The 20903-nt window shown below is 32.2% G+C and carries 18 protein-coding genes; 7 read left to right on the top strand and 11 right to left on the bottom strand.

Going from position 1 to position 20903, the window contains the following annotated elements; translation table 11 throughout:
- Positions 1–77 precede the first annotated feature (77 nt).
- The 3 genes from BD847_RS16360 to mnmE all read right to left on the bottom strand — a co-directional run bounded on the left by BD847_RS16360 (position 78) and on the right by mnmE (position 5734).
- Entirely contained in the window at positions 78–860 is a 783-nt protein-coding gene (locus BD847_RS16360; protein WP_115889333.1) for a GLPGLI family protein, read from the bottom strand.
- A 4-nt stretch (positions 861–864) separates the two neighbouring features.
- On the bottom strand, positions 865–3663 hold the full coding sequence (locus BD847_RS16365) for an outer membrane beta-barrel family protein (protein ID WP_115889334.1): 2799 nt from the start codon (positions 3661–3663) through the stop codon (positions 865–867).
- Positions 3664–4333: 670 nt separating this feature from the next.
- The gene (gene mnmE / locus BD847_RS16370) at positions 4334–5734 is read right to left on the bottom strand and encodes a tRNA uridine-5-carboxymethylaminomethyl(34) synthesis GTPase MnmE (RefSeq protein ID WP_115889335.1); all 1401 of its coding nucleotides are present in this window, start codon (positions 5732–5734) and stop codon (positions 4334–4336) included.
- 183 nt (positions 5735–5917) lie between these two features.
- On the opposite strand from mnmE, the gene BD847_RS16375 reads away from it, so the two are divergent.
- Together BD847_RS16375 and BD847_RS16380 are read left to right on the top strand one after the other, a co-directional pair.
- On the top strand, positions 5918–6751 hold the full coding sequence (locus tag BD847_RS16375) for a universal stress protein (protein WP_115889336.1): 834 nt from the start codon (positions 5918–5920) through the stop codon (positions 6749–6751).
- Positions 6752–6816: 65 nt separating this feature from the next.
- Complete coding sequence (locus BD847_RS16380; protein WP_115889337.1) at positions 6817–8589, top strand: MutS-related protein; 1773 nt, start codon at positions 6817–6819, stop codon at positions 8587–8589.
- A gap of 43 nt (positions 8590–8632) precedes the next feature.
- Here BD847_RS16380 and BD847_RS16385 read toward each other — a convergent pair whose 3' ends face one another.
- The 8 genes from BD847_RS16385 to BD847_RS16420 form a co-directional block, all read right to left on the bottom strand.
- The gene (locus BD847_RS16385; protein ID WP_115889338.1) at positions 8633–9973 is read right to left on the bottom strand and encodes an amidohydrolase; all 1341 of its coding nucleotides are present in this window, start codon (positions 9971–9973) and stop codon (positions 8633–8635) included.
- A gap of 78 nt (positions 9974–10051) precedes the next feature.
- Entirely contained in the window at positions 10052–10909 is an 858-nt protein-coding gene (locus tag BD847_RS16390; protein WP_115889339.1) for a helix-turn-helix domain-containing protein, read from the bottom strand.
- A gap of 38 nt (positions 10910–10947) precedes the next feature.
- Entirely contained in the window at positions 10948–11577 is a 630-nt protein-coding gene (locus BD847_RS16395) for a DsbA family oxidoreductase (RefSeq protein WP_115889340.1), read from the bottom strand.
- 356 nt (positions 11578–11933) lie between these two features.
- On the bottom strand, positions 11934–13052 hold the full coding sequence (gene dnaN / locus BD847_RS16400; RefSeq protein ID WP_115889341.1) for a DNA polymerase III subunit beta: 1119 nt from the start codon (positions 13050–13052) through the stop codon (positions 11934–11936).
- A gap of 106 nt (positions 13053–13158) precedes the next feature.
- Complete coding sequence (gene gldG, locus BD847_RS16405) at positions 13159–14844, bottom strand: gliding motility-associated ABC transporter substrate-binding protein GldG (RefSeq protein ID WP_115889342.1); 1686 nt, start codon at positions 14842–14844, stop codon at positions 13159–13161.
- Entirely contained in the window at positions 14844–15569 is a 726-nt protein-coding gene (gene gldF, locus BD847_RS16410; protein ID WP_115889343.1) for a gliding motility-associated ABC transporter permease subunit GldF, read from the bottom strand. Before gldF ends, gldG begins: the two co-directional genes overlap by 1 nt.
- Positions 15570–15747: 178 nt before the next feature.
- Positions 15748–16044 carry a putative quinol monooxygenase gene (locus BD847_RS16415; protein ID WP_115889344.1) on the bottom strand — a complete coding sequence of 99 codons (297 nt, stop codon included), beginning with the start codon at positions 16042–16044 and terminating at the stop codon, positions 15748–15750.
- A 288-nt stretch (positions 16045–16332) separates the two neighbouring features.
- Positions 16333–17160: an SAM hydrolase/SAM-dependent halogenase family protein gene (locus tag BD847_RS16420; RefSeq protein ID WP_115889345.1), complete on the bottom strand. Its 828-nt coding sequence runs from the start codon at positions 17158–17160 to the stop codon at positions 16333–16335.
- A gap of 315 nt (positions 17161–17475) precedes the next feature.
- Between BD847_RS16420 and BD847_RS16425 the strand changes: the two genes are divergently transcribed.
- The 5 genes from BD847_RS16425 to BD847_RS16445 all read left to right on the top strand — a co-directional run bounded on the left by BD847_RS16425 (position 17476) and on the right by BD847_RS16445 (position 20849).
- Positions 17476–18426: a PhoH family protein gene (locus tag BD847_RS16425; RefSeq protein ID WP_035652417.1), complete on the top strand. Its 951-nt coding sequence runs from the start codon at positions 17476–17478 to the stop codon at positions 18424–18426.
- Positions 18427–18547: 121 nt separating this feature from the next.
- Positions 18548–18805, top strand: coding sequence for a DUF7660 family protein (locus BD847_RS16430; protein ID WP_115889346.1), 258 nt, complete (start codon positions 18548–18550; stop codon positions 18803–18805).
- An 8-nt stretch (positions 18806–18813) separates the two neighbouring features.
- Positions 18814–19176 (top strand): DUF1801 domain-containing protein, encoded by a 363-nt coding sequence (locus BD847_RS16435; RefSeq protein WP_115889347.1) that lies wholly within the window; start codon positions 18814–18816, stop codon positions 19174–19176.
- Between the two features lie 138 nt (positions 19177–19314).
- The gene (locus tag BD847_RS16440; RefSeq protein ID WP_115889348.1) at positions 19315–20145 is read left to right on the top strand and encodes a Cof-type HAD-IIB family hydrolase; all 831 of its coding nucleotides are present in this window, start codon (positions 19315–19317) and stop codon (positions 20143–20145) included.
- A gap of 116 nt (positions 20146–20261) precedes the next feature.
- On the top strand, positions 20262–20849 hold the full coding sequence (locus BD847_RS16445) for a hypothetical protein (RefSeq protein ID WP_115889349.1): 588 nt from the start codon (positions 20262–20264) through the stop codon (positions 20847–20849).
- The last annotated feature ends 54 nt before the right edge of the window (positions 20850–20903 follow it).

The following is a 20903-nucleotide window of genomic DNA, read 5'->3' on the forward strand; positions in this document are numbered from 1 at the left end:
TAATAAGTTTATTGTATTTTCTGATGCAGAAAGTAGCAGTCCATATTTTAATATCAGAAATATATTTTGATAGCTAGTTATAAAGAGTAGGCTTGTAGTGTTCTTTTCGCCCATTTTCCCCAGTCTTTCAAAGCATCCAAAAGTATTTTGTTCAGTCCTTTGTTGTCAGTAGGTTTGCCTTTAATTGGTGGAGCTAAATCTTTGTCAGTAACTTGAATTTCAGTAACTTTTGTGGCAAACCATGTCATGTTTTCATGTGGCATTGCCAAGCCTAAAATTGTTCCTGGTAAGCCTGTAAAAGATTCAGGACCACCTGAGAATGGAATTTGAATGGTGTAATAGGCAACAACATAAACAGAATCGAGAACTATAGCATTTGCTCTGCGACATTCATAACCCGCAATTTCTCTGGTTTCATCGGTAATTTTCCAGTCAATTTTTCGTAAACTATCTTTAACTAAGTATAAATCATCGTAAACGTTTTTTTGGGTAATACTGGTTTGGGTATCTAGATCTGTGGCGATAACATTTTTTAAATTAGCCATTACATCATCTGCAATCCAATTGTTGCTTGCTGATTGATTTGTCTCATCCCATTTGTATAAACTCTTGTTTTTTGAAAAACTGAGAATGCTTTTTGTGGTTTTAAATTGTGGATTGTTTTTTTTATAACCATCAAAAGCGGCTTGATAATAACTATCCGTTTCTCCTTTTATTTTTTTTGTAATTAAAGCATACATATTCGATTTTTTCTCAAATTCGATTACGCCATTTTGTACAAAGTGGTCATTTTGTGCAAAAGTATTGCTGCTTGTCAATATAATTATTAAAATTAAGATGCGATTTATTATTGTTTTCATGGTTTTAGTTTTGTTTAATTTCTCCTCCGCCCATTTTGCTGAAATCCCAGCTTACAGAGAACATAAAATATCTTTGGATAGTCGTATAAGTACTTTGGTAGATATTTCCATTGAATGCAGAACGGTTAAATCCTACATTTTGGTTCAAAAGATCTCTTCCCGTTATAGAAACTCTTAAATCATTTGATTTTAAGAATTTTTTAGTGATAGCTGCATTCCAAATAAAACGCTCAAAACTTTCTTGAATCACTTGTGTTTTTCCATTATATTGATAATTGCCATCTGTGCTAATTTCTAGTTTGAAAGGTAAATCTATACTGGCCCAGAAATTTCCATTAAAACCCCAACCATTACTATCACTGTTTTCGTTGATGCTTGCATCAGCAACGTTGTAAGTAGGTCCGAAGTTGACATTAAAGTTGTATTTTTTTTCTTTATACTTTGATAAACTAAAATCAAAGGAATAACTTGAATTTTTAGTTTGATTCAGCTTTGTATTGATGTAATTATAGTTTACATTTTTGTTGGCACTTAAACCAATTCCTGCGTTCATGTCTATGGCTTTGATTGTTTTGCCAAAATTACTATTCAAATAATAACTTGTTGAAGCTTTGTTTTCCAGGTTTACAAATTGTGATATACTTTCTCCTCTATCATTTGTAAGCACATTACTGATTATTGGATTTAGCGTAAAATTATACGATCCACCAACCGAAAAATACTGATTGCTAAGTACTTTATATGAATAATAATTTCCTCTAAATGTATTTCTAAAAGAAGGATCTAGATTTGGATTACCCACAATCGTGTTTAATTGGTTTTGATTATCTCGTATCGGCTGTATTTGTTCTAATGTTGGTTGATCGGTGTTTCCGTTATACGATAAACGCAATGATTGTCTTTGTTTAAAATTATATTGATAATTTATCTGAGGCATGTAGTTGACAAATTTTCGTTTAAAAGAACTATCTGTATAAACATCATATTGTTTAAAGTGTACGCCACTAAATTTAGAACCAAAAGAAAGAACAGTTTTGTTTTTTTTGTAATTAAAAATTGCTCCAACTTGATTTATCGTTTGGTCTAATTCATAATTATTACTGAAGATGGAATCCAAAACATTATAATCGCCATTTGCAGATTGATTAAAAGATTTACGATCAGCTTTTCCGTTACTAATGTTGAATCCATAATTAAGAATTAAAGATAGACTTTTGGATAACGGTTCTGTATAGATCAAATTCGATTTAAAAGCTGTATTGCTAATATTGTCGACTTTGTTTTGATCGACTACTTTGGTACTATCCGGACTAATTACAGATGTTGTAAAAAACTCAGCTTTAGAATTTAAATAACCATCACTTTTACTATCTGAACTTGATTGATTTAAATTAAGAGATAATGTTCGGCCTGTTTTTTTAAGTCTTTTGGTTAATAAAGTATTTATATTAAATACTTTATCATCAACATCGTTTGTAGTGGTCTGTTTCAAGTTATTCAATTGGTTACCTTGTTCGTCGGTACCTTTTTGCATTTCTGCTTCATTTGAATTACTCTTTTTAAATAATCCATCTACATTTAATTTTAAAGTTAAAGTAGTATCAATTTTAATTTCATAAGCTAGATCAAGTTTGTTTTTAGTCATATTTTTCTCAAAACTCTTGTCTGAAGTATTGTAAATACTGCTTGAACTTAAATTTTGCTGGCTAATATCATTGCGATTTCCTGAAAGTTTGATATCGCCAATTTTATAATTTACATTGATAGATTCTTTATCGTTGTTCCATTTATTATCAAAATGTATTCCGCCAGTTTGAACTACTGGAATCCCTTCACCATTAAATTGTCCGTCCCAACTATCTAATTCATCATTACCATTGTTTGAAAAATAAATACCGCCGTCATCAGTTACTTGATAACCGCTTTGGCCATATTTATCTTTATCTCCCCATCCTAATCCTACTTGTCCGGTGTTGCCTAGAATGCCATAAGCTGCTAGTTTTTTCTTATCCCAAAACTTATTAAACATGGCTTGACCTTTGTAAAAATTATTTGTTCCTCCTCCGAGTTCTACTTTCCCGAAATGACCATTTTTTTTGTCTTCTTTAAGTTTAACATTTAGAGTTTTGGTTTTCTGACCATCATCAATTCCTGTAAAAGCGGCTTGATCACTTTTTTTGTCGTACAATTGTACCTTATCAACCATGTCTGCACGTAGGTTTTTTGTAACTAAAGTAGGATCATCACCAAAAAATTCTTCACCATCAACCAAAACTTTAGTTACAGTTTCGCCTTGAGCAGTAATTTTTCCATCCTTATCGATTTGTATTCCAGGGAATTGTTTTATCAGATCTTCCACTTTTGCATTAGGTTCTATTTTAAATGCTTTTGGATCAAATTCCAACGTATCTCCTTTGATTTTCATGGCAGCTCTATTGCCTTTGATAATTATTTCGGATAGTATTTTTCCTCTATCTTCTAAATTAATTTTACCATAATCCTTGATTAACTTTGTGGAATCGACAGAAAATTGATCTACAAAATCAGCATATTTAGGATAAGAAACCAGTAAAATAAATTTACCGGCTTTAACATTATTCAACTCAAAATACCCATTTTCTTTGGTTCGGGTAAATTTTACTAAAATAGAATCTTTTGCTCTTAACAATGAGACTGATGCTTTCGTTAAAGTAGAATGGTTTATGGTGTCTGTTATATATCCTTTAACTGTGCCTGATGTTTGTGCCTTTAAAGTAGTTGATAAAAAAAGAAAGCAACATAATAATAGTATTGTTTGTCTCATTAATTGGTTATGGTTTTTTGAAAAGAGGCATAATAATTCTATTCTATTTTTGAGAAATAGAAATAAAAATGCATTTGTTGTGTGATTTGTTTTGGTTATGAAGTTAGAAGATTGTAGGTTCTACAATAGAAATTGAAATAGCACTTTTTTATAAAGGTTTGCTGAAGAATAGTGATTTGATTTTATGAAATTCATATTTTTTTTGTGAGGTTTTGGTTGATAGCAGTGTTACTTTTAACGATTTTAATTATTAATTATTAGAATAATAGTTAAATGCGAATATGGTTCAAATCTAAGTAAAAATACTACAATGTAAGAAAGGACTTTACTTTTTTTTAACATATTTAATGTTAACATCTTGTTTTTTAGACAATATTGTTTGAACTCCAGTATGTACTTCTGCTTTGGTTTTTAGATTTCTTTTTATAGTCAAAGGTTTTGTTCTTCTGTGTCCATTTTTAGTTAGGAACTCTAGTATCTCTATATGCCATTGCCATAATTTGGCTAAGAAAATTATTCTTGCTCGTAAGTTTTTTGGAGGTAGAAAGGAGGTGCAGATTTAATCAAAATAGTATCTGTCAACCAAAAGTAAAGGTGAATAAAAAACGAGTTAAAATATTAATTTTTTAATATTTTAACTCGTTTTTTTGTTTGATGTTATTTTGTTGCTCTATTTGCCGATGCAGAAATTAGCAAAAATATTCCCAAGTAATTCATCATTTGAAACCTGACCAGTGATCAACCCGAATTGATATAAAGCTTCCTTAATATCAAGTGCAATTAAGTCACTTGAAAGATTGGTTTCAAGACCAAATTTTACTTTTTGTATTTCATCTAAAGCTTTAAGTAAAGAATCATAATGCCTTGTATTTGTTACAATAGTTTCATTGTTTCTTAAAGCCCCGGTGTTGACAAATGATAGTAATTCATTCTTTAAATCTTCTACGCCAAGTTTTTCTTTTGCAGAAATTAATAGCAGTTTTGCGTTAAGATTTTCAAGCTTAGATGTGATGTTTGAAACTTCATCAGCCGACAATATATCTTTCTTGTTTACTACAATTAATAAAGGTTTTAGCGGATATTTGTTTTTGATTTGTTCAATCTCAGATACAAATTCAGTACTTGAAACCTGAAATTTTAAACCATCAAACAAATAAATCACAACCTGAGCCTGATCTATTTTTTCAAAAGTCTTTTTTATTCCAATACTTTCTACAACGTCTTTTGTTTCGCGAATTCCAGCTGTATCAATAAATCGGAAACCAATTCCGCCAATTACCAATTCATCTTCAATTGTATCACGAGTTGTACCTGCAATATCCGAAACGATCGCTCTTTCTTCGTTTAATAAAGCATTCAATAAAGTTGATTTTCCAACGTTTGGTTCTCCAACAATAGCGACCGGAATTCCATTTTTAATTACATTTCCAACTGCAAATGAATCAATCAAACGCTTTAAAACAAATTCAATTCGGTTTAATAATTCATAAAATTGAGTTCGGTCTGCAAATTCTACGTCTTCTTCAGCAAAATCAAGTTCTAATTCAATCAATGACGCGAAATTTAGAAGCTCTTCACGCAATTTGGCTATTTCGTTGCTAAAACCACCACGCATTTGCTGCATGGCAATTTGATGTGATGCTTCGTTGTCAGATGATATTAAATCGGCAACAGCTTCCGCTTGTGATAAATCCAGTTTTCCGTTAAGGAAAGCGCGTAGCGTAAATTCTCCAGCATCGGCCATTCGGCATCCTTTTCGTAATAATAACTGAATAATTTGCTGCTGGATATAAGTAGAACCGTGGCACGAAATTTCGATCGTATCTTCGCCTGTATAAGAATTTGGTCCTTTAAAAACCGAAACTAAAACTTCATCAAGCGTTTTTCCATTATCAGTAATATGGCCTAAATGCAGTGTATGCGTTTTTTGTTTAGTTAAATCTTTGTTTTTAATTGATTTAAAAACAGAGTTTCCAATTGATATTGCTTCAGCGCCAGAAATACGAATTACCGCAATAGCTCCCGCTCCAGAAGGCGTTGCCAGTGCTACTATAGAATCTTGATTTATCATGGCGCAAAGGTATGAAAAAAGCATAAATGTTTCGAAAAGCTCATCATGAGTAAATTGATAAAGTTTTTTTGAAGCAGAGTTGATTAAGGAAATATTTAAGTGTTAAATTCCTGATAATTGTCAGGTCTTTTTATTTTTAGAATGATTAAATTTGAGTAAGAAACTTAAATAATCTGAAATAAAATGAAAAAAATATTATTCCCAACAGATTTTTCCGAAGCTGCAACGAATGCATTTGTGCATGCTTTAGAATTTGCTAAAATTGTCAAAGCCGAATTAATTTTGCTTCATACATTTGAGATTCCGGTTTACGACAGCCAGTTTTTTCCTGAGAATTATGCGTCGATTTACAGTTCTATCGAGCTTGCTAAGTTTGAGATGTTCAAAGATGAAATTCCGAAACTTCGTGCAATTGCTTCCGAAAGGAAATTGGATGATATCGTAATTAAACACCGTTTAATGGATGGTGATTTAATTTACAATTTAAAAAATGCAGTAGAAGAGGATCAGGTCGATTTTGTTATTATGGGTACGACGGGTGCTTCTGACTGGACAAAATTCTTTACAGGATCGAATACAAATTCAGTTATTTCTGAAGTTAAAGTTCCTGTTTTATGTGTTCCTGTCGATGCTAAGTATAAGAAAGTCAAAACGATTGGTTTTACAACACGCTATAGAGAAAAAGATAAAGAAGTGCTTCGCCGAATTTTAAAAATTGCTAAAAAGACTGAAGCGAAAGTAAAAAGCTTATATGTGAAAACTTCAAATTCTGATGTTTCTGATGCTGTTATTAAAGAATGGGAAACAGAATTTGCTAATGAAAATGTGGATTTTCTGATTTTGCCAAGTGATGAAGTGAAAGAAACAATTCTAGACTTTATACTTTATAAAGATATTGATATTCTAACAACAATAACACACAAAAGATCCTTCTTTGAATCTATTTTTGATTCGAGTTTTAGTAAAAAAATTACCAAAGAGGTTTCTGTGCCTGTTTTAGTAATGCATGAAAACTAAATTAAGTTTTTTAATACTGAATTTGTGTTTCAAGACTTATATTTGTAGTTCATCAAATTAATAAAATGGAAATTTATATAAGTAAGGTTGCACATTATTCAGATGTTTTCAATAAAATCAGCAAAAGATATAATAGTATAAGTATTCTAAGGTTACTGAGTGTGTTTTTTTGTTTGGCTATGCTGTTTTACTACATCAAAACCTCTGAAACACTTTTTATTGCTTTAGCTTTTCTATCTTTTGCTGGTTTTTTATTTTTGATGAGAATCCATTCCCGATTGTCTTTCAAAAGAGATTTAACAAAAGCAATACTAAAAATCAACCAAAATGAAATTTCTTTCCTAAAAAAAGAAAAACTTCCTTTCGAAAATGGTATTGAGTTCAACGATTTTCATCATCCTTATGCTTATGATCTTGATATTTTTGGAGAACATTCTTTATTTCAAAATCTGAATAGAACGGAGACTTTTATTGGAAAGAAAACCTTAGCAACAAAATTACTAGGAATAGTTTCAAATGAAGAAATCCTTGCTAATCAGAAAGCAATTCATGAATTGGCGAAAAAAATTGATTGGCGTCAGGATTTTCAATCGCTTGCCGCCATTAGCAACGACTCAAAAGCTTCTTATGATGCATTAATGTATTGGAATTCATTTAAAAATAATACTTTACCTAAAGTATTGGTTTTATTGTCGTTTGCTTTTCCAGTATTATTTTTTGGCTTTTTAGCAGCTTATATTTTTACTTCAAAAACGATTATACTGTCATATGTGACTTATGTTTTTATTGGTAATTTAATGATTTTAGGAAGTGCAACTAAGCGAATTAAGTCTGAAATTGCCCAGGCAGATTATATTGATAAAATCATTAAGCAATACAGTCTTTTGGTAGAGAAGATTGAAACTGAAAAATTTGAGTCAGAAAAATTAATCAGCTTGCAACATCAATTAAAGTTTAAGAATGCGGATGCCAGTGCGCATTTAAAGCAATTATCAGAGTTGTTTTCAAGAATGGATACCATTAGTAATTTTGTTACCGCACTTGTATTCAACGGAACTTTTTTATTTAATCTTCATGTTTTAAAAGCGCTTTTGAAATGGAAAGAAAATTATGCCGAAGAACTTGAAAAATGGATTAAGATTATTGGAGAGTTTGAAGCCTTAAATAGTCTGGCTAATATATCATTTAATAATCCTGATTTTGTTTTTCCTCAAATTAATTCTGAGCATAAAATTGACTTTAAAGATTTAAGTCATCCGTTGTTGAATGCAAACGGTAGAGTAGGGAATGATGTCGATTTTTCTCCGCAATCTTTTATTATTTTAACGGGTTCCAATATGTCTGGAAAAAGTACTTTTTTAAGAAGTTTAGGTGTCAATATGGTATTAGGTGGAATGGGCTCAGTTGTTTGTGCTTCAAAAGCTAATATTCATCCACTTCCAGTATTGGTTTCAATGCGATTGTCTGATTCTTTAGCGGACAGCGAATCTTACTTTTTTGCCGAAATCAAACGTTTAAAACAAATTATGGATGCATTAGAAGAAAGCTCGGCATTTGTTTTATTGGATGAAATTTTAAGAGGAACCAATTCAGATGATAAACGAAACGGAACTATTGAAGTCGTAAAAAAGGTTATTGCCAAAAGGGCTATCGGAGCAATTGCAACGCATGATATTGAAGTCTGTCTGACAACAAATGAATTTCCTGAAATATTGACGAATCAATGTTTTGAAGTCGAAATTAAGAACAACGAACTCCATTTTGATTATAAACTTAGAAGCGGAATTTGTAAAAATAAAAGTGCCACTTTCCTCATGCAGAAAATGGGAGTTATTTAAAAACAAAAAAGCCAGAAGAAATTAATTCCTCCGGCTTTTTTAGTTAAACAATATTCCCGTTATGTATAAGCATTTTTACCGGTGACATTCTGGAAACGGCTTCTGCAGAGCAGCTGGCTTTTAAGAAAACCAAATCGGCTTTATCTCCAGTTTTCGGCCATTGCTGAACCCCTTTATCATCCAACGGAATTGGTCCTGCTGTTGCTAGTTTTAACATTCTTGACAATCCAAATTCTGTTGCTTGTCCGTATAATTGTGCAGCAAGATTTGCTTTTTGCAAAACACTTCCTGTTCCAAACGTATTCCAGTGATCAACAATGCTGTCGTTTCCTGTCATTACATTTACGCCGTATTTCATTAAAGTTGGAATCGGCATGATTAAACCTCCAAATGGAACCGTAGAAACAATTCCAACTTGAGCAGCGCTTAGTTTCTCAGCCATTTCCTGCTCTTTGTTTTTTTCTAATTTGGCAAGAGCAAAACAATGACTTAAAAACGTTTTTCCTTTTAAACTTGGGTTTTCGTTGACTTTGGCAATTAGATATTCGATCGTTTTTACTCCAGAATCTCCTGATTCATGCAAATGAATATCGATTCCTTTATTATTGTCTAATGCTAATTGTACCGTAAAATCTATCGTTTTTTCAATCGCTCCGTCAATGCTGAATGGATCAAGTCCGCCAATAAAATCAATATCCATTTTGGCTGCTTCTTTTAGATACGGAACCGAGTCGGTATAATAAACTCCATGTTGTGGAAATGCCACTAATTCAGCACCAAAAGTATTTTTTTTATTTTCTAAAGCTTTTTGAAGATTCTTTAATGACTGCAGTTTTGAAGTTGGTTCAATGTTTACATGACTGCGTGCAAATGAAGTTCCATGAGATTGTAATAATTCGATTAATTTTTCGGCCTTTTGCGTAGAGTTTTTGAGCATGTCCGGTAATATTTGCTGCTCAAGTGCAATCATTCCTTTAACGCCTCCGTTTCTTCTTTTTATAGCCTGCCAGTCGTCGTAAAAAGTTTTATCCAAATGAATGTGCATATCTCTAAATGCCGGAAGCATCAACAAACCTTTTGCATCAATGGCTTGAGCGTTTGGTTTGTTTGCTGAAACCGATTTTATTTTTCCGTCACTTATTTCGATGCAGAATAGTTCTGTTTTAGTATGAATAACTTCGTCTCCTTCATAATCAAAACCAGTTTCCAGTCTAACATTTTTTATGGTAAAAGTTTTACTAGTTGCTATTTCGGTATTTATTTCTGTTTCAATAATTGGTGAAGCGGCTGCGCTATTAATAAAGCTAGAACCTACAGCAAGTCCGGCAACTCCAAAAACCGAATTCCTTAAAAAATCTTTACGACTGATATTTGAATTTTTCATACAAAGTAATTTTGATTTACAAAAATATGCTTCGCAACAATATTAACCGTGAATAATTTATCTCAAGTCTTGAAGAATTTATAACTGATCGCGAAAATTTGTGGGAGTAATTCCGGTTTGAGTTTTGAAGAAATTCGAAAAATAGGCATGATCAATAAAGCCTAACTCAAAAGCAATTTCTTTAATAGAAAGGTTTGTGGCTTTTAGATAACGCTTAGATTCCAGAATAATTCGTTGCTGGATTAATTGTGTGGCAGAAATTTTCAAATGTTTTTTACAGAGGATATTCAGATAATTGGCTGAAACATGAAGCTTTGAAGCATAAAAAGAAACTAGTTTTTGCTCTTTCGAAAAAACATCAATAAGTTCCTGAAATTTTGCAATACGAGGTTCTGATTGATAAATATCCCGATCTGTAAAGATTTTGGCAGCTTCTTTACTTATGATTGTAGCAATAACAGAAGTGCGTGAATATATGAGTTCCTGAAGACTGTTTTCGCTTTGCAATTCATTTTTGATTGCATCAAATTCATAATGCAAAAGCTTATAAGATTCATGACTGAGATCTATAACGGGATGATTGTGGTATTGAACAAATGAAAATCGGAAACTGGAAGAAAAACTTTCGAAAAAATCCCTTCCTATCATTAATTGATAACCTGTGGTTTCTGGTTCAATTTTCCATTTGTGTACTTGCCCTGGAAAAAGCAAATGAATTTGATGATTGCTGATTGGATAATCTACAAAATCGATATTATGAACTCCTTTTGCATGCTCGAAAAGCACGATAATAAAAAAATCGTGCTGATGCGGTTTGTCAATGTGACGTTCTCCGTGCAGCTCATTAAATATGAGCTGATCGTTTTGTCTGTTTTGATCGTTCTGAAATTCCTGAAGTCCAAGAAGCGGAATGTTTTGTTCTTTTTTTGCTGGCATTGGACTTGTTTGGTTTCTTTTTAAAGTAAGAACAGGAATTATTTCAATACTTCATTAATAGTGTTTACAAAAGCTTCTACAGGCTGAGCTCCTGATACGGCATATTTTCTGTCAAAAACAAAAAAGGGAACGCCTTGAACGCCAATTTGCTGTGCTTCAGAAATATCGTGTTCAACTTCTTTTAAATATAAGTTCTCGCTTTCTAAAACTTCCAAAACGTTGTCTCTTGATAATCCGGCTTTTTCTGCCAGTTCAATTAAAGTTGGACCATCATTTAAATCACGGCCTTCTGTAAAATACGCTTTAAAAAAGATTTCTTCCATTGCATCGCCTAAGTTTTGGCTTTTTGCAAGTTGAATGATTCTGTGCGCAGTTAAAGAATTTGAAATAACAGCTTTGTCAAAATTATAATCTAAACCAACACTTTTGGCGCGTTCTGTTACGTCTTTGTGCATTTCTTTAGATTGTTCAACAGACATGCCTTTTCGTTCCGCTAAATACGTATAAACGTCTTTTTCTGGTTGTGGGGTAATTGTTGGATCAAGTTGAAAACTTTTCCATTCTATTTCAAACTGATCATTTGGAAATTTAGCTAAAGCCGATTCCAATTGTCTTTTTCCGATATAACAAAACGGACACATGATGTCCGACCAAATTTCTATTTTCATATTACAAAGTTAAAGAAAAATTTAGGTTTGTATTTGGGCGCGTAATTTTTAACACAGAGTACGCTAAGATTTTTTATATAATGTAGTTCTAAATCACAAAGTTCACAAAGTTTTGTGTAGACATAGCTTTGTGAACTTTGTGTATTGTAAATGCAATCTACATATAAAATCTTAGCGTACTCTGTGTTAAAAATTACACACATAGTTTCCCAAATAAAAAACCGCAAATCTTAAAAAAAGAATTGCGGTTTCTAGGTATAAAAAATGGTTGGTTAATAGCGATATTTTTTTTTTACAATGATATGTCTTTAATTCGAAACTAAAAAAAATCCCTGTAACAAAAAGAAGTTTTGATGTTAACTATTTAACATAACAGGCATTACTAACATTGTAACGGTTTCTCCTTCTTCAAGACCATCAACCGGAGTCAAAATTCCGGCTCTGTTAGGTAATGACATTTCCAACATAATCATGTCAGATTGCAAATTAGTAAGCATTTCAGTTAAAAAACGTGAATTAAAACCAATTTGTAGATCATCTCCTTGATAATCGCAAGTTAGTCTTTCTTCGGCTTTATTGGAGTAATCGATATCTTCGGCAGAAACATTTAATTCAGCTCCAGCAATTTTTAAACGAATTTGGTGTGTGGTTTTGTTTGAGAAAATCGCAACACGTTTAACTGAACTTAAAAATAAAGAACGGTCAATCATTAATTTGTTTGGATTTTCTTTTGGAATTACCGCTTCGTAATTTGGGTATTTTCCATCAATTAAACGACACATTAAAATATAATTGTCAAATGAGAACGTTGCATTTGAATCATTGTATTCGATTTTTACTTCAGCATCAGAACTTCCTAAAATACTTTTTAAGATATTTAAAGGTTTCTTTGGCATAATAAAGTCAGCAACCTGAGATGCTTTTACATCTGTACGTGCATATTTAACTAATTTGTGAGCATCTGTAGCAACAAAAGTTAAACCTTCTGGTGAAAATTGGAAGAAAACTCCCGACATTACCGGACGTAAATCATCGTTTCCGGCAGCGAAAATAGTTTTGCTCACAGCAGTTGCTAAAACATCAGCAGGAACAAGAGTTACAGACGGATCCTCAAGATTTACAGATTTCGGAAATTCTTCACCTGCAGCATATGCTAAAGCATATTTTCCTGAGTTAGAACTAATCTCAACCGTATTATTGTCTTCAACTGTAAAAGTTAAAGGTTGTTCCGGAAACGTTTTTAAAATTTCAAGCAAAAGTTTTGCAGGTACAGCAACACTTCCTTTACTTGTAGAATCGATTGATAATGTAGCCGACATAGTGGTTTCAAGATCTGAAGCCGAAACAGTCAACTCATTATTATCTAGTTCAAATAAAAAGTTATCTAAAATAGGTAGCGTATTGTTGCTGTTAATGACACTGCCTAAAACTTGTAATTGTTTTAATAAGTACGAACTCGATACTATAAATTTCATCTCTTTTGTTTTATTTTTTTGGTGTATTCCTTAACAATTCCCGCTAAAGATACGGATTACAAATATATCGTAAACTATCTTAGTTTTGCAATTTTTTTATTAACATCTATTTGCTGTATTTTCTTTTTCTGATGAAGGTAAAAGCCAGTCCAAAAAGTGCTAAAATTAGAATTGGAAGTCCGATAGTTATGAATTGTACTGTTGTATAATTTTCATAAACCTTTTCTTTGTCCAATAATGGCAATTCGACATCTTTACTTCTAATGTTAATAAGTCCGGTATCATCTAAAAGATAATTGACGCAATTCATCATAAAATCTTTGTTGTCATAAAGGTTTCCTGTTCTTTGATCGTATCCCAATTCAACCGGCATCATGTTTTTGTCCAATTGATTTCTGGCGATATCGCCATCAGAAATAACAATCATTTTTGCAGGCTTTCCTTTTGTGCTAAACGAATTGTCTTTAAAAGGTAAAACTCGATTTTCGAAAACCGAATGGAAGTTTCCTTCTAATAAAACAGCTAGTGGCAAATTGCCTTTGTTTGCATATTCTTCTGGAGAAGTCTTTTCGGTTACTATATTCAGATTTATTTCGGTAGGCGTGCCAATTTGTTTTGAATATTGAGAAGATTGTAATAAAACTGTTTTTTTGATTCCGTTTTTTAAAGTATCAATCGGGCTGGCGAAATCAAATTTAATTCCCCCCAGATTTTTTACTATTGGATGTTGATTTGAAGGAATAACAATAGGAGCAAATTTCCAGATAAAATCCTGATATTGCGTGGCACTTCCTTGTTCTCCGGTTGCCAGTTTTATTGGAGCACCTTGTTCGTCTTTTATAAGATCAGGATTAATTCTGAAACCGTATTTGAAAAACATATCATTCAGGTTCAAATCTCTTGGATAAGCCAAAGTTGCGCCCGCCTGATTGTACAAACTATCCATATCAGAAGCAACCTGATCCACCATCCAGATTGTTTTTCCGCCATTTATAATAAACTGATCGAGAACTTGTTTTTCTTCATCAGAAAATTTCTCTGTTGGTTTTGATATAATAGCTAAATCGTATTTTTTTAAAGCATTCAAAGTTCCGTTTGGATCTTTGGTTACAGAGTCTAAAGTAAAAGGCCCGATGTAATAACTTTCTTTTATTTGACGCAATAATTTTCCGATATGTATTTCAGACAATTCGCCATTTCCTTTTATGATAGCGACTTTTTTCTGTCTTTCTTTGGTAATTTTATTTATCGCATCTGCAATCGAATATTCTAAATGCTGAATAGAACCGGTTACTTTTTTTGTAGTCGAAGCTCCCATTATGTTTTTCAATAGAGGAATATTAACTTCTTTACTGTTATAAACTGCAACTGCCCAAGGAAAAACCATTGCCTGAGATTGTTTTCCTTTGTCATCAACAGTAATATTTACAGGCGTAAGACCTTTTTGATAAAGTGATTTTACAATTTCCATGCTTTCGTCCTCGTTCTCCATCGGATTTACGAATTCAAAAACAATATTGCTATTATAAGCCTGAAATTCTTCAAGTAATTGTTTGGTTTCCTGTTGTAAACGTCTAAAATCTGCAGGAAGTTCTCCTTGCATATAAATTTTAATCGACAACGGATTTTTAACCTGTTTTACAATATTTAGTGAAGTTTGAGATAAAGTATAACGTTTGTCTTTCGTTAAATCAAAACGATGGAAAAATAGAGTTCCGAGTACATTTAAAACAATTAAAACAAAAATTGTAATGCCTAATGTTTTTAAATTTAATTTATTAGATACTTTCATTACGCTTTAAAAGATTTTAATTGGTAAACGGTAATTGACAGGAATAATATGGTAATGCTTAGGAAATAAATTATATCGCGAGTGTCAATGACGCCACGACTCATACTTTTAAAGTGATCCTGCATTCCAAAAGCCGAAATAATAGTAGACTGACCCGGAAGCAATGAAGCAATACCTTCAAAACCAAAATAAAATATAAAGCAAAGAAATACTGCAATTATAAAGGCAACGATTTGATTTTCTGATAAAGTAGAAGTGAAAACACCAATTGCAGAATAAGATGCAATCAAAAATAACAATCCAAAATAAGAACCAATCGTACTTCCCATATCGATATTTCCTTCAGGTAAGCCTAAACTTGAAATCACTTTTACATAAATAAATGTTGGAATAATTGCCAAAATAATAAGCAAAAACGACCCGAAAAATTTTCCGTTTACAATTTCCCAAGCTGACAATGGTTTAGTCAGTAGCAACTCAAGTGTTCCTTGTTTTCTCTCGTCAGAGAAACTTCTCATGGTAACGGCTGGGATTAAGAAAATTAAAATCCACGGTGCCAAAGTGAAAAACGGAGTCAAATCAGCATAACCTGTGTTTAGTATATTGTAATCTCCTTCAAATACCCATAAAAATAGTCCGTTGCTGATTAAGAAAATCGCAATGACCAAATAGCCAATAGGAGAGCCAAAAAAGGATTTTATTTCTCTTAAAATGATTGATTTCATGTATAACGTTTATTCGTTTATTTGTTTAATGTGTAATTATTTTTTTTGGTTTCACGTTTCATGTTTCAAGTTGACTTACTTTGCGAACTTTGCGTTTTGTAAAACCTTTTTTAAATATACTCTTTGTGTTCTTTGCGTTAAAATTTTACCTTCTAGAAGTTACTAGAACCCTGAAAGTTTAAACTAAAGAAACAACTTTATCTACACTCCAGGCTTCTGGTTTTGCATTGAATAGTTTCTTTGTAAAACTCCAAACAGTGTCAAAAAGTTCAGATTGTCTGTAATTTTCTAAATCTTCTTCGGTTTCCCAATAACTATAGGTAAAGAAAATACATTTGTCATTTTTATCCTGATACAATTCTAAAAAACGATTTCCTTCGGCATTTCGTATTTTATGTTTTATGGATTCAAAATTCTCTAGAAAATCAGGAATTTTTTCTTCGTGAAAACTCATTTTTACTATTCTTACGAACATATATTCAATTTTAGATTTCTGAAATTAGATTTTAGATTTGTTGCAGTCTAAAAGCATTTCAGGTGCGCAAAAATACCAAAATTGATTGTTCTTTTTGTGAAAATTTAGAATAGTTTTTAGACAATATTGTCATTTCGACGAAGGAGAAATCTTCGCAAGAAACTCCGCATGAAAAGTAGTCAATCTTTGTAGAGTTACTCGTGGAGATTTCTCCTTCGTAGAAATGACAAAAAAGGCGAAATAAATTCAGTGTAAATCTGCACAATCAGCTAAATCTACAAGCGATTATTATGAAAACTTAATTGTAATAACATCACGATAATTCAATCCCAACAAACTATTTGCAGAGCCAACTTTTGAAGGATTGCTTCTAAAAATTGCAATTTCAAGAAAACCGGCTTCATTGAAAATAGCTAGTTTTTCTCCTTCATAGGTTTTAATCGGATATTTATCTGAAGTTGCAATAGCCGAATAATTAGGAAGTATTGTTTTAATACTTTTTGGTTTCATCACGATTTCGTAAGGACGGCCTCGGGAAATTTCCAAAAACTGTTTTTTAGAAATATTAGTCACAACGTTTCCGAAATGATCGATGTAAATAACATAGCCTTTTAATGAATTTCCGTCTGCACCAACAACAGCCTGAAGTTCTGTAACCTCTTTAACGGCCGAAATTTCTTTGCCAATTACATTCAGTAATCCGCCTTTAGCTAAATGTGAAGCCACTTGAATAAAAATATCCAAATCGGTAGATTCTATCGGGAAACGATCGTGAATATTGATTGCCACAATTTTTTGCGGAACAATTTTCTGCGTAAGCATACTTAATATTCCGTTATCGGCACAAATAAAGTAATGATCATTCCATTGCATGGCAATATGCTGGTTCTCTTTATTGCGTTCAATATCAACACCAATAAGGTGTACAGTTCCTTTTGGAAAACTCAAGTAGGAGGCGCCAATTACATAGCTAGCTTCGGCAGTATTAAAAGGATCAATGTCATGAGAAATGTCAACGATCTGAGCCTTTGGATTTTCAGAAAGTAATTTACCCTTCAGCGAACCAACAAAGTGGTCTTTTAAGCCGTAATCAGTAGTGAGGGTAATTATTGACATCATTTTGTTTATAACTATTGATAGTATTTAAATCTAATTTTCATTAAATTTGAGAAATGCAAATCTAATAATACTAAATACAAATTGAAAGAAAGAAAAGACAAATTATTATTAGAATAGTCTTAGTATTCAGTTTCAGTTTTCAGTCCGTAAAAAGAATTGAATTTTGAAAGATAGTAAATAATCAGTATTTAGTTTGGAAAGTTTCTTAAGAGATTTTTAAACTGAGACTGCTACTGAAAACTTTAAACTAAAAAATACCCGACAGCCATAGATTTACAAAACAAATTTATTTTTAATTTAAATTTATCTCATTTGAACGAAAGAATTATCGAGCTAATAGACATCGCTCCAAAAGACTTTTGGGGCGCGCAGGATTCTCATCTTGAAATTATTAAAAAGTACTACCCAAAGCTTAAAATCGTAGCGCGAGGGACCACTTTGAAAGCCTTTGGCGAAAAAGAAGTTTTAGATGAATTCGAAAAGAGATTTCAGAGGCTTATGCTTCATTTTACCAGATACAACAACATTGATGACAATGTAATTGAACGTGTAATAATGAGTGATGGTCAGGAAGAGAAAAAAGCTTATGATCATGACAAAATTTTAGTTCACGGAGTTGGCGGTAAAATAATTAAAGCCATGACGCCTAACCAGCAGTTACTGGTAGACACGATCAAAAAAAATGATATGGTGTTTGCAATTGGACCTGCCGGAACCGGAAAAACGTATACGGGTGTTGCAATGGCTGTTAAAGCGCTAAAAGACAAAGAAGTAAAAAGGATTATTTTAACGCGACCGGCGGTAGAAGCAGGGGAGAACCTTGGATTTTTACCCGGCGATATGAAAGAAAAACTGGATCCTTACATGCAGCCGCTTTATGACGCTTTGCGCGATATGCTTCCTAACGAAAAACTCGAAGATTACATCTTAAAAGGAATTATTCAGATTGCGCCTTTGGCTTTTATGCGCGGACGTACTCTAGATAATGCTTTTGTAATTTTGGATGAAGCGCAAAATACCACGCACTCACAAATGAAGATGTTCTTGACCCGTATGGGAAAAAACGCCAAATTTATGATTACAGGTGATCCTGGTCAGGTCGATTTGCCACGAAGAACTATTTCTGGTCTTAAAGAAGCGATTTTGGTTCTGAAAGACATTGAAGGAATCGGAATTATTTATCTTGATGATAAAGATATCGTTCGCCACAGATTAGTGAAAAAGGTAATCGACGCTTACAAGCAAATAGAAAACCACGACTAAAGTTTAATTTTAGTGAAATGTTAAATGTAAATCGTGAAATGTGTTTTAACATTTATTAATATTCGTTTTGTGTCTTTCTTTTTGAAAGGTGCAAAACGAATATTTTTTTTAATAATTTTTTATGAAGGATATAATTGATAATTTCGAAGTTAATGATAGAGGAAGTTTTGCGAAATTTATCGAATTATTACATGAAGATCTTTTAGGTAATCCTGATAATTGGGAAAATAAAACTTTGCACGACTTCTTGGAAAGTTTAGCGAGCTATGCGGAAGATATTCAAGGTTATTATGATAATACAAAACAGAATGTTGACGCGGACAAACCTGACTGGAAGACTTTTTCTGATATTTTTAAAGGAGCAAGAATTTACGAATAATTTGAAAAATGAAACAACTAGACGATTTCTACTTAAATCAAGAAGAACCTATAAAAGGGACATTTCTTGCATTAAAAGAAATCATTTTAAAACAAGACAAAGACATTACGCACGTTCTAAAATACGGAATGCCATTTTTTTGTTATAAAGGAAAAATGTTCTGTTATTTATGGATTCATAAAAAATACAAAAAGCCTTATTTGAGTATAGTTGAAGGAAAATACTTTGATGAACCTTTTATGCTTCAGGAAGCACGTTCAAGAATGAAAATAATGCTGTTGGATCCAAATCAGGATTTGCCTTTAGAACAAATTGAATCTGTTTTAATAAAAGCGTTGAATTTATATAAATCGGGAATTATAAAGCTTTAAATTGTTTAATAAGTATTATTTAACGAAATAGTTAAATAAATAATAAACTTGCCTTATATCTGGCCTTAAAACCTTCTAAACTTTGGTCTTCCCATCTTAAAGCCTTAAATTTGCAAAACAAAATAGTTGACAATTAATATGACAAAACTTAAAAATATAAAAGTTGTAGTAAGTGATCTTGACGGAACTTTACTCAACCCTCAGCATAGAATTTCAGAATACACAAAATCCATTTTTCAGGAACTTCACAATCAAAATTATCTTATCGTTGTAGCTACAGGTCGTCATCATCTTGATGCAATGGCTATTATTGATACGCTTGAAGTTCCGGTATATTTAGTGAGTTCAAACGGAGCGAGAATTCATTCGCCAAATAAAGAAGAACTTTTTGCATTTAATCTGGACAGTGAAGTAGTTAAAGCGGCTTTGAATGTTGAAATCGATCCGGAGATTACGGTGGTTTTATTCAAAGAAAATGTTTGGCAAACCAACAAAGTAAATGAAAAACTGAATGCTTTTCAGGCGGATCTAAAATACCGTCCTGAGCTGGTTGATTATAATAATCTGGAAGATTTTGGCGCAATAAAAATCTTCTTTTCATGCGAAAATCATGAGAAATTAGTAAAATTAAAAGATGCAGTTTTGGCCAATTCTTCAGAACATTTGCATCATGCATTTAGCTTGCCAACTTGTTTGGAGTTTATGGATAAATCTGTGGATAAAGCAGTTGCTATAGAACAGGTTTTGGAAAAAGAAGGTTTTACATTAGCGGAAGCGGTTTCATTTGGAGACGGATTCAATGATGTCCAAATGTTGTCTTCTTCAGGAAAAGGTTTGATAATGGGGAATGCTCCAGCAATTTTGAAAGAAACATTACCAAATTTAGAGGTTATAAAAACAAATGCCGAAGATGGTGTTGCGAGATATATTGCATCAAAAATTCTTGATAAAGAATTTGCAGTAAGTTAATTGCAAAAATGTTTTTGTAGTTATTTTATTGCTAACTAATAAATTATATTTATTTTTATAAGAGCTAGTTCTTTGTGAATCAGCTCTTTTTTTTTTAATCTTAATTTATTTTAACGATGAAAGAATTCTTTGCTAAAGTTGAGAGAAATTGTATTTCCGGAGCATTGTTGTTACTGCCACTTCTTGTTTTTTTTGTCTTACTTGAAAAAGTCTGGAAGTTTTTTCAGAATTATGGTGAAAAATTCGCACACTTCCTCCGTCTGGATCTTGTGTTGGGAAAATACGCTACAGATATTGTAGGAGGTATAATTTTAGTACTTCTAATGTATTTTAGTGGGTATTTAATGCGTTTGTCATTATTAAAAAGATTTACAAAATGGGTCGACGATAAGTTGATGATATTTTTGCCAGGTTACGAAAAGAATAAAAAAGAAGCTGAAGAAAAATTAAATGGTAGAAAGAAAAAACCAAGTACTGATTTACCTATATTATTAAAAAATGGCGATTACTGGCAACCTGCGCATTTGATCGAAGAAGATCAAAATGGAAATGCAGTTGTTTTTGTACCCAATGCGCCGGCTAAAGATCACGGACAAATTTTAATTGTAAAAACCAGCGACTTTAAAAAACTTCCGAATACAACACTTGGGAATCTTGATAATTCAATAAAGTCTTTTGGAAAAGGAATTTTGGGTTTTAAATAAGGTTTTCATTCAATTATATCTACAATCCTCAAACTAAATATTTGAGGATTTTTT

It is taken from the genome of Flavobacterium cutihirudinis, from assembly GCF_003385895.1.
In the GTDB taxonomy this organism is placed as follows: domain Bacteria; phylum Bacteroidota; class Bacteroidia; order Flavobacteriales; family Flavobacteriaceae; genus Flavobacterium; species Flavobacterium cutihirudinis.

What these genes read in the sequence shown, in the direction of transcription:
- BD847_RS16360 (WP_115889333.1), bottom strand. Translation starts at nt 860, where the DNA reads ATGAAAACAATAATAAATCGCATCTTAATTTTAATAATTATATTGACA.
- BD847_RS16365 (WP_115889334.1), bottom strand. Translation starts at nt 3,663, where the DNA reads ATGAGACAAACAATACTATTATTATGTTGCTTTCTTTTTTTATCAACT.
- mnmE (WP_115889335.1), bottom strand. Translation starts at nt 5,734, where the DNA reads ATGATAAATCAAGATTCTATAGTAGCACTGGCAACGCCTTCTGGAGCG.
- BD847_RS16375 (WP_115889336.1), top strand. Translation starts at nt 5,918, where the DNA reads ATGAAAAAAATATTATTCCCAACAGATTTTTCCGAAGCTGCAACGAAT.
- BD847_RS16380 (WP_115889337.1), top strand. Translation starts at nt 6,817, where the DNA reads ATGGAAATTTATATAAGTAAGGTTGCACATTATTCAGATGTTTTCAAT.
- BD847_RS16385 (WP_115889338.1), bottom strand. Translation starts at nt 9,973, where the DNA reads ATGAAAAATTCAAATATCAGTCGTAAAGATTTTTTAAGGAATTCGGTT.
- BD847_RS16390 (WP_115889339.1), bottom strand. Translation starts at nt 10,909, where the DNA reads ATGCCAGCAAAAAAAGAACAAAACATTCCGCTTCTTGGACTTCAGGAA.
- BD847_RS16395 (WP_115889340.1), bottom strand. Translation starts at nt 11,577, where the DNA reads ATGAAAATAGAAATTTGGTCGGACATCATGTGTCCGTTTTGTTATATC.
- dnaN (WP_115889341.1), bottom strand. Translation starts at nt 13,052, where the DNA reads ATGAAATTTATAGTATCGAGTTCGTACTTATTAAAACAATTACAAGTT.
- gldG (WP_115889342.1), bottom strand. Translation starts at nt 14,844, where the DNA reads ATGAAAGTATCTAATAAATTAAATTTAAAAACATTAGGCATTACAATT.
- gldF (WP_115889343.1), bottom strand. Translation starts at nt 15,569, where the DNA reads ATGAAATCAATCATTTTAAGAGAAATAAAATCCTTTTTTGGCTCTCCT.
- BD847_RS16415 (WP_115889344.1), bottom strand. Translation starts at nt 16,044, where the DNA reads ATGTTCGTAAGAATAGTAAAAATGAGTTTTCACGAAGAAAAAATTCCT.
- BD847_RS16420 (WP_115889345.1), bottom strand. Translation starts at nt 17,160, where the DNA reads ATGTCAATAATTACCCTCACTACTGATTACGGCTTAAAAGACCACTTT.
- BD847_RS16430 (WP_115889346.1), top strand. Translation starts at nt 18,548, where the DNA reads ATGAAGGATATAATTGATAATTTCGAAGTTAATGATAGAGGAAGTTTT.
- BD847_RS16435 (WP_115889347.1), top strand. Translation starts at nt 18,814, where the DNA reads ATGAAACAACTAGACGATTTCTACTTAAATCAAGAAGAACCTATAAAA.
- BD847_RS16440 (WP_115889348.1), top strand. Translation starts at nt 19,315, where the DNA reads ATGACAAAACTTAAAAATATAAAAGTTGTAGTAAGTGATCTTGACGGA.
- BD847_RS16445 (WP_115889349.1), top strand. Translation starts at nt 20,262, where the DNA reads ATGAAAGAATTCTTTGCTAAAGTTGAGAGAAATTGTATTTCCGGAGCA.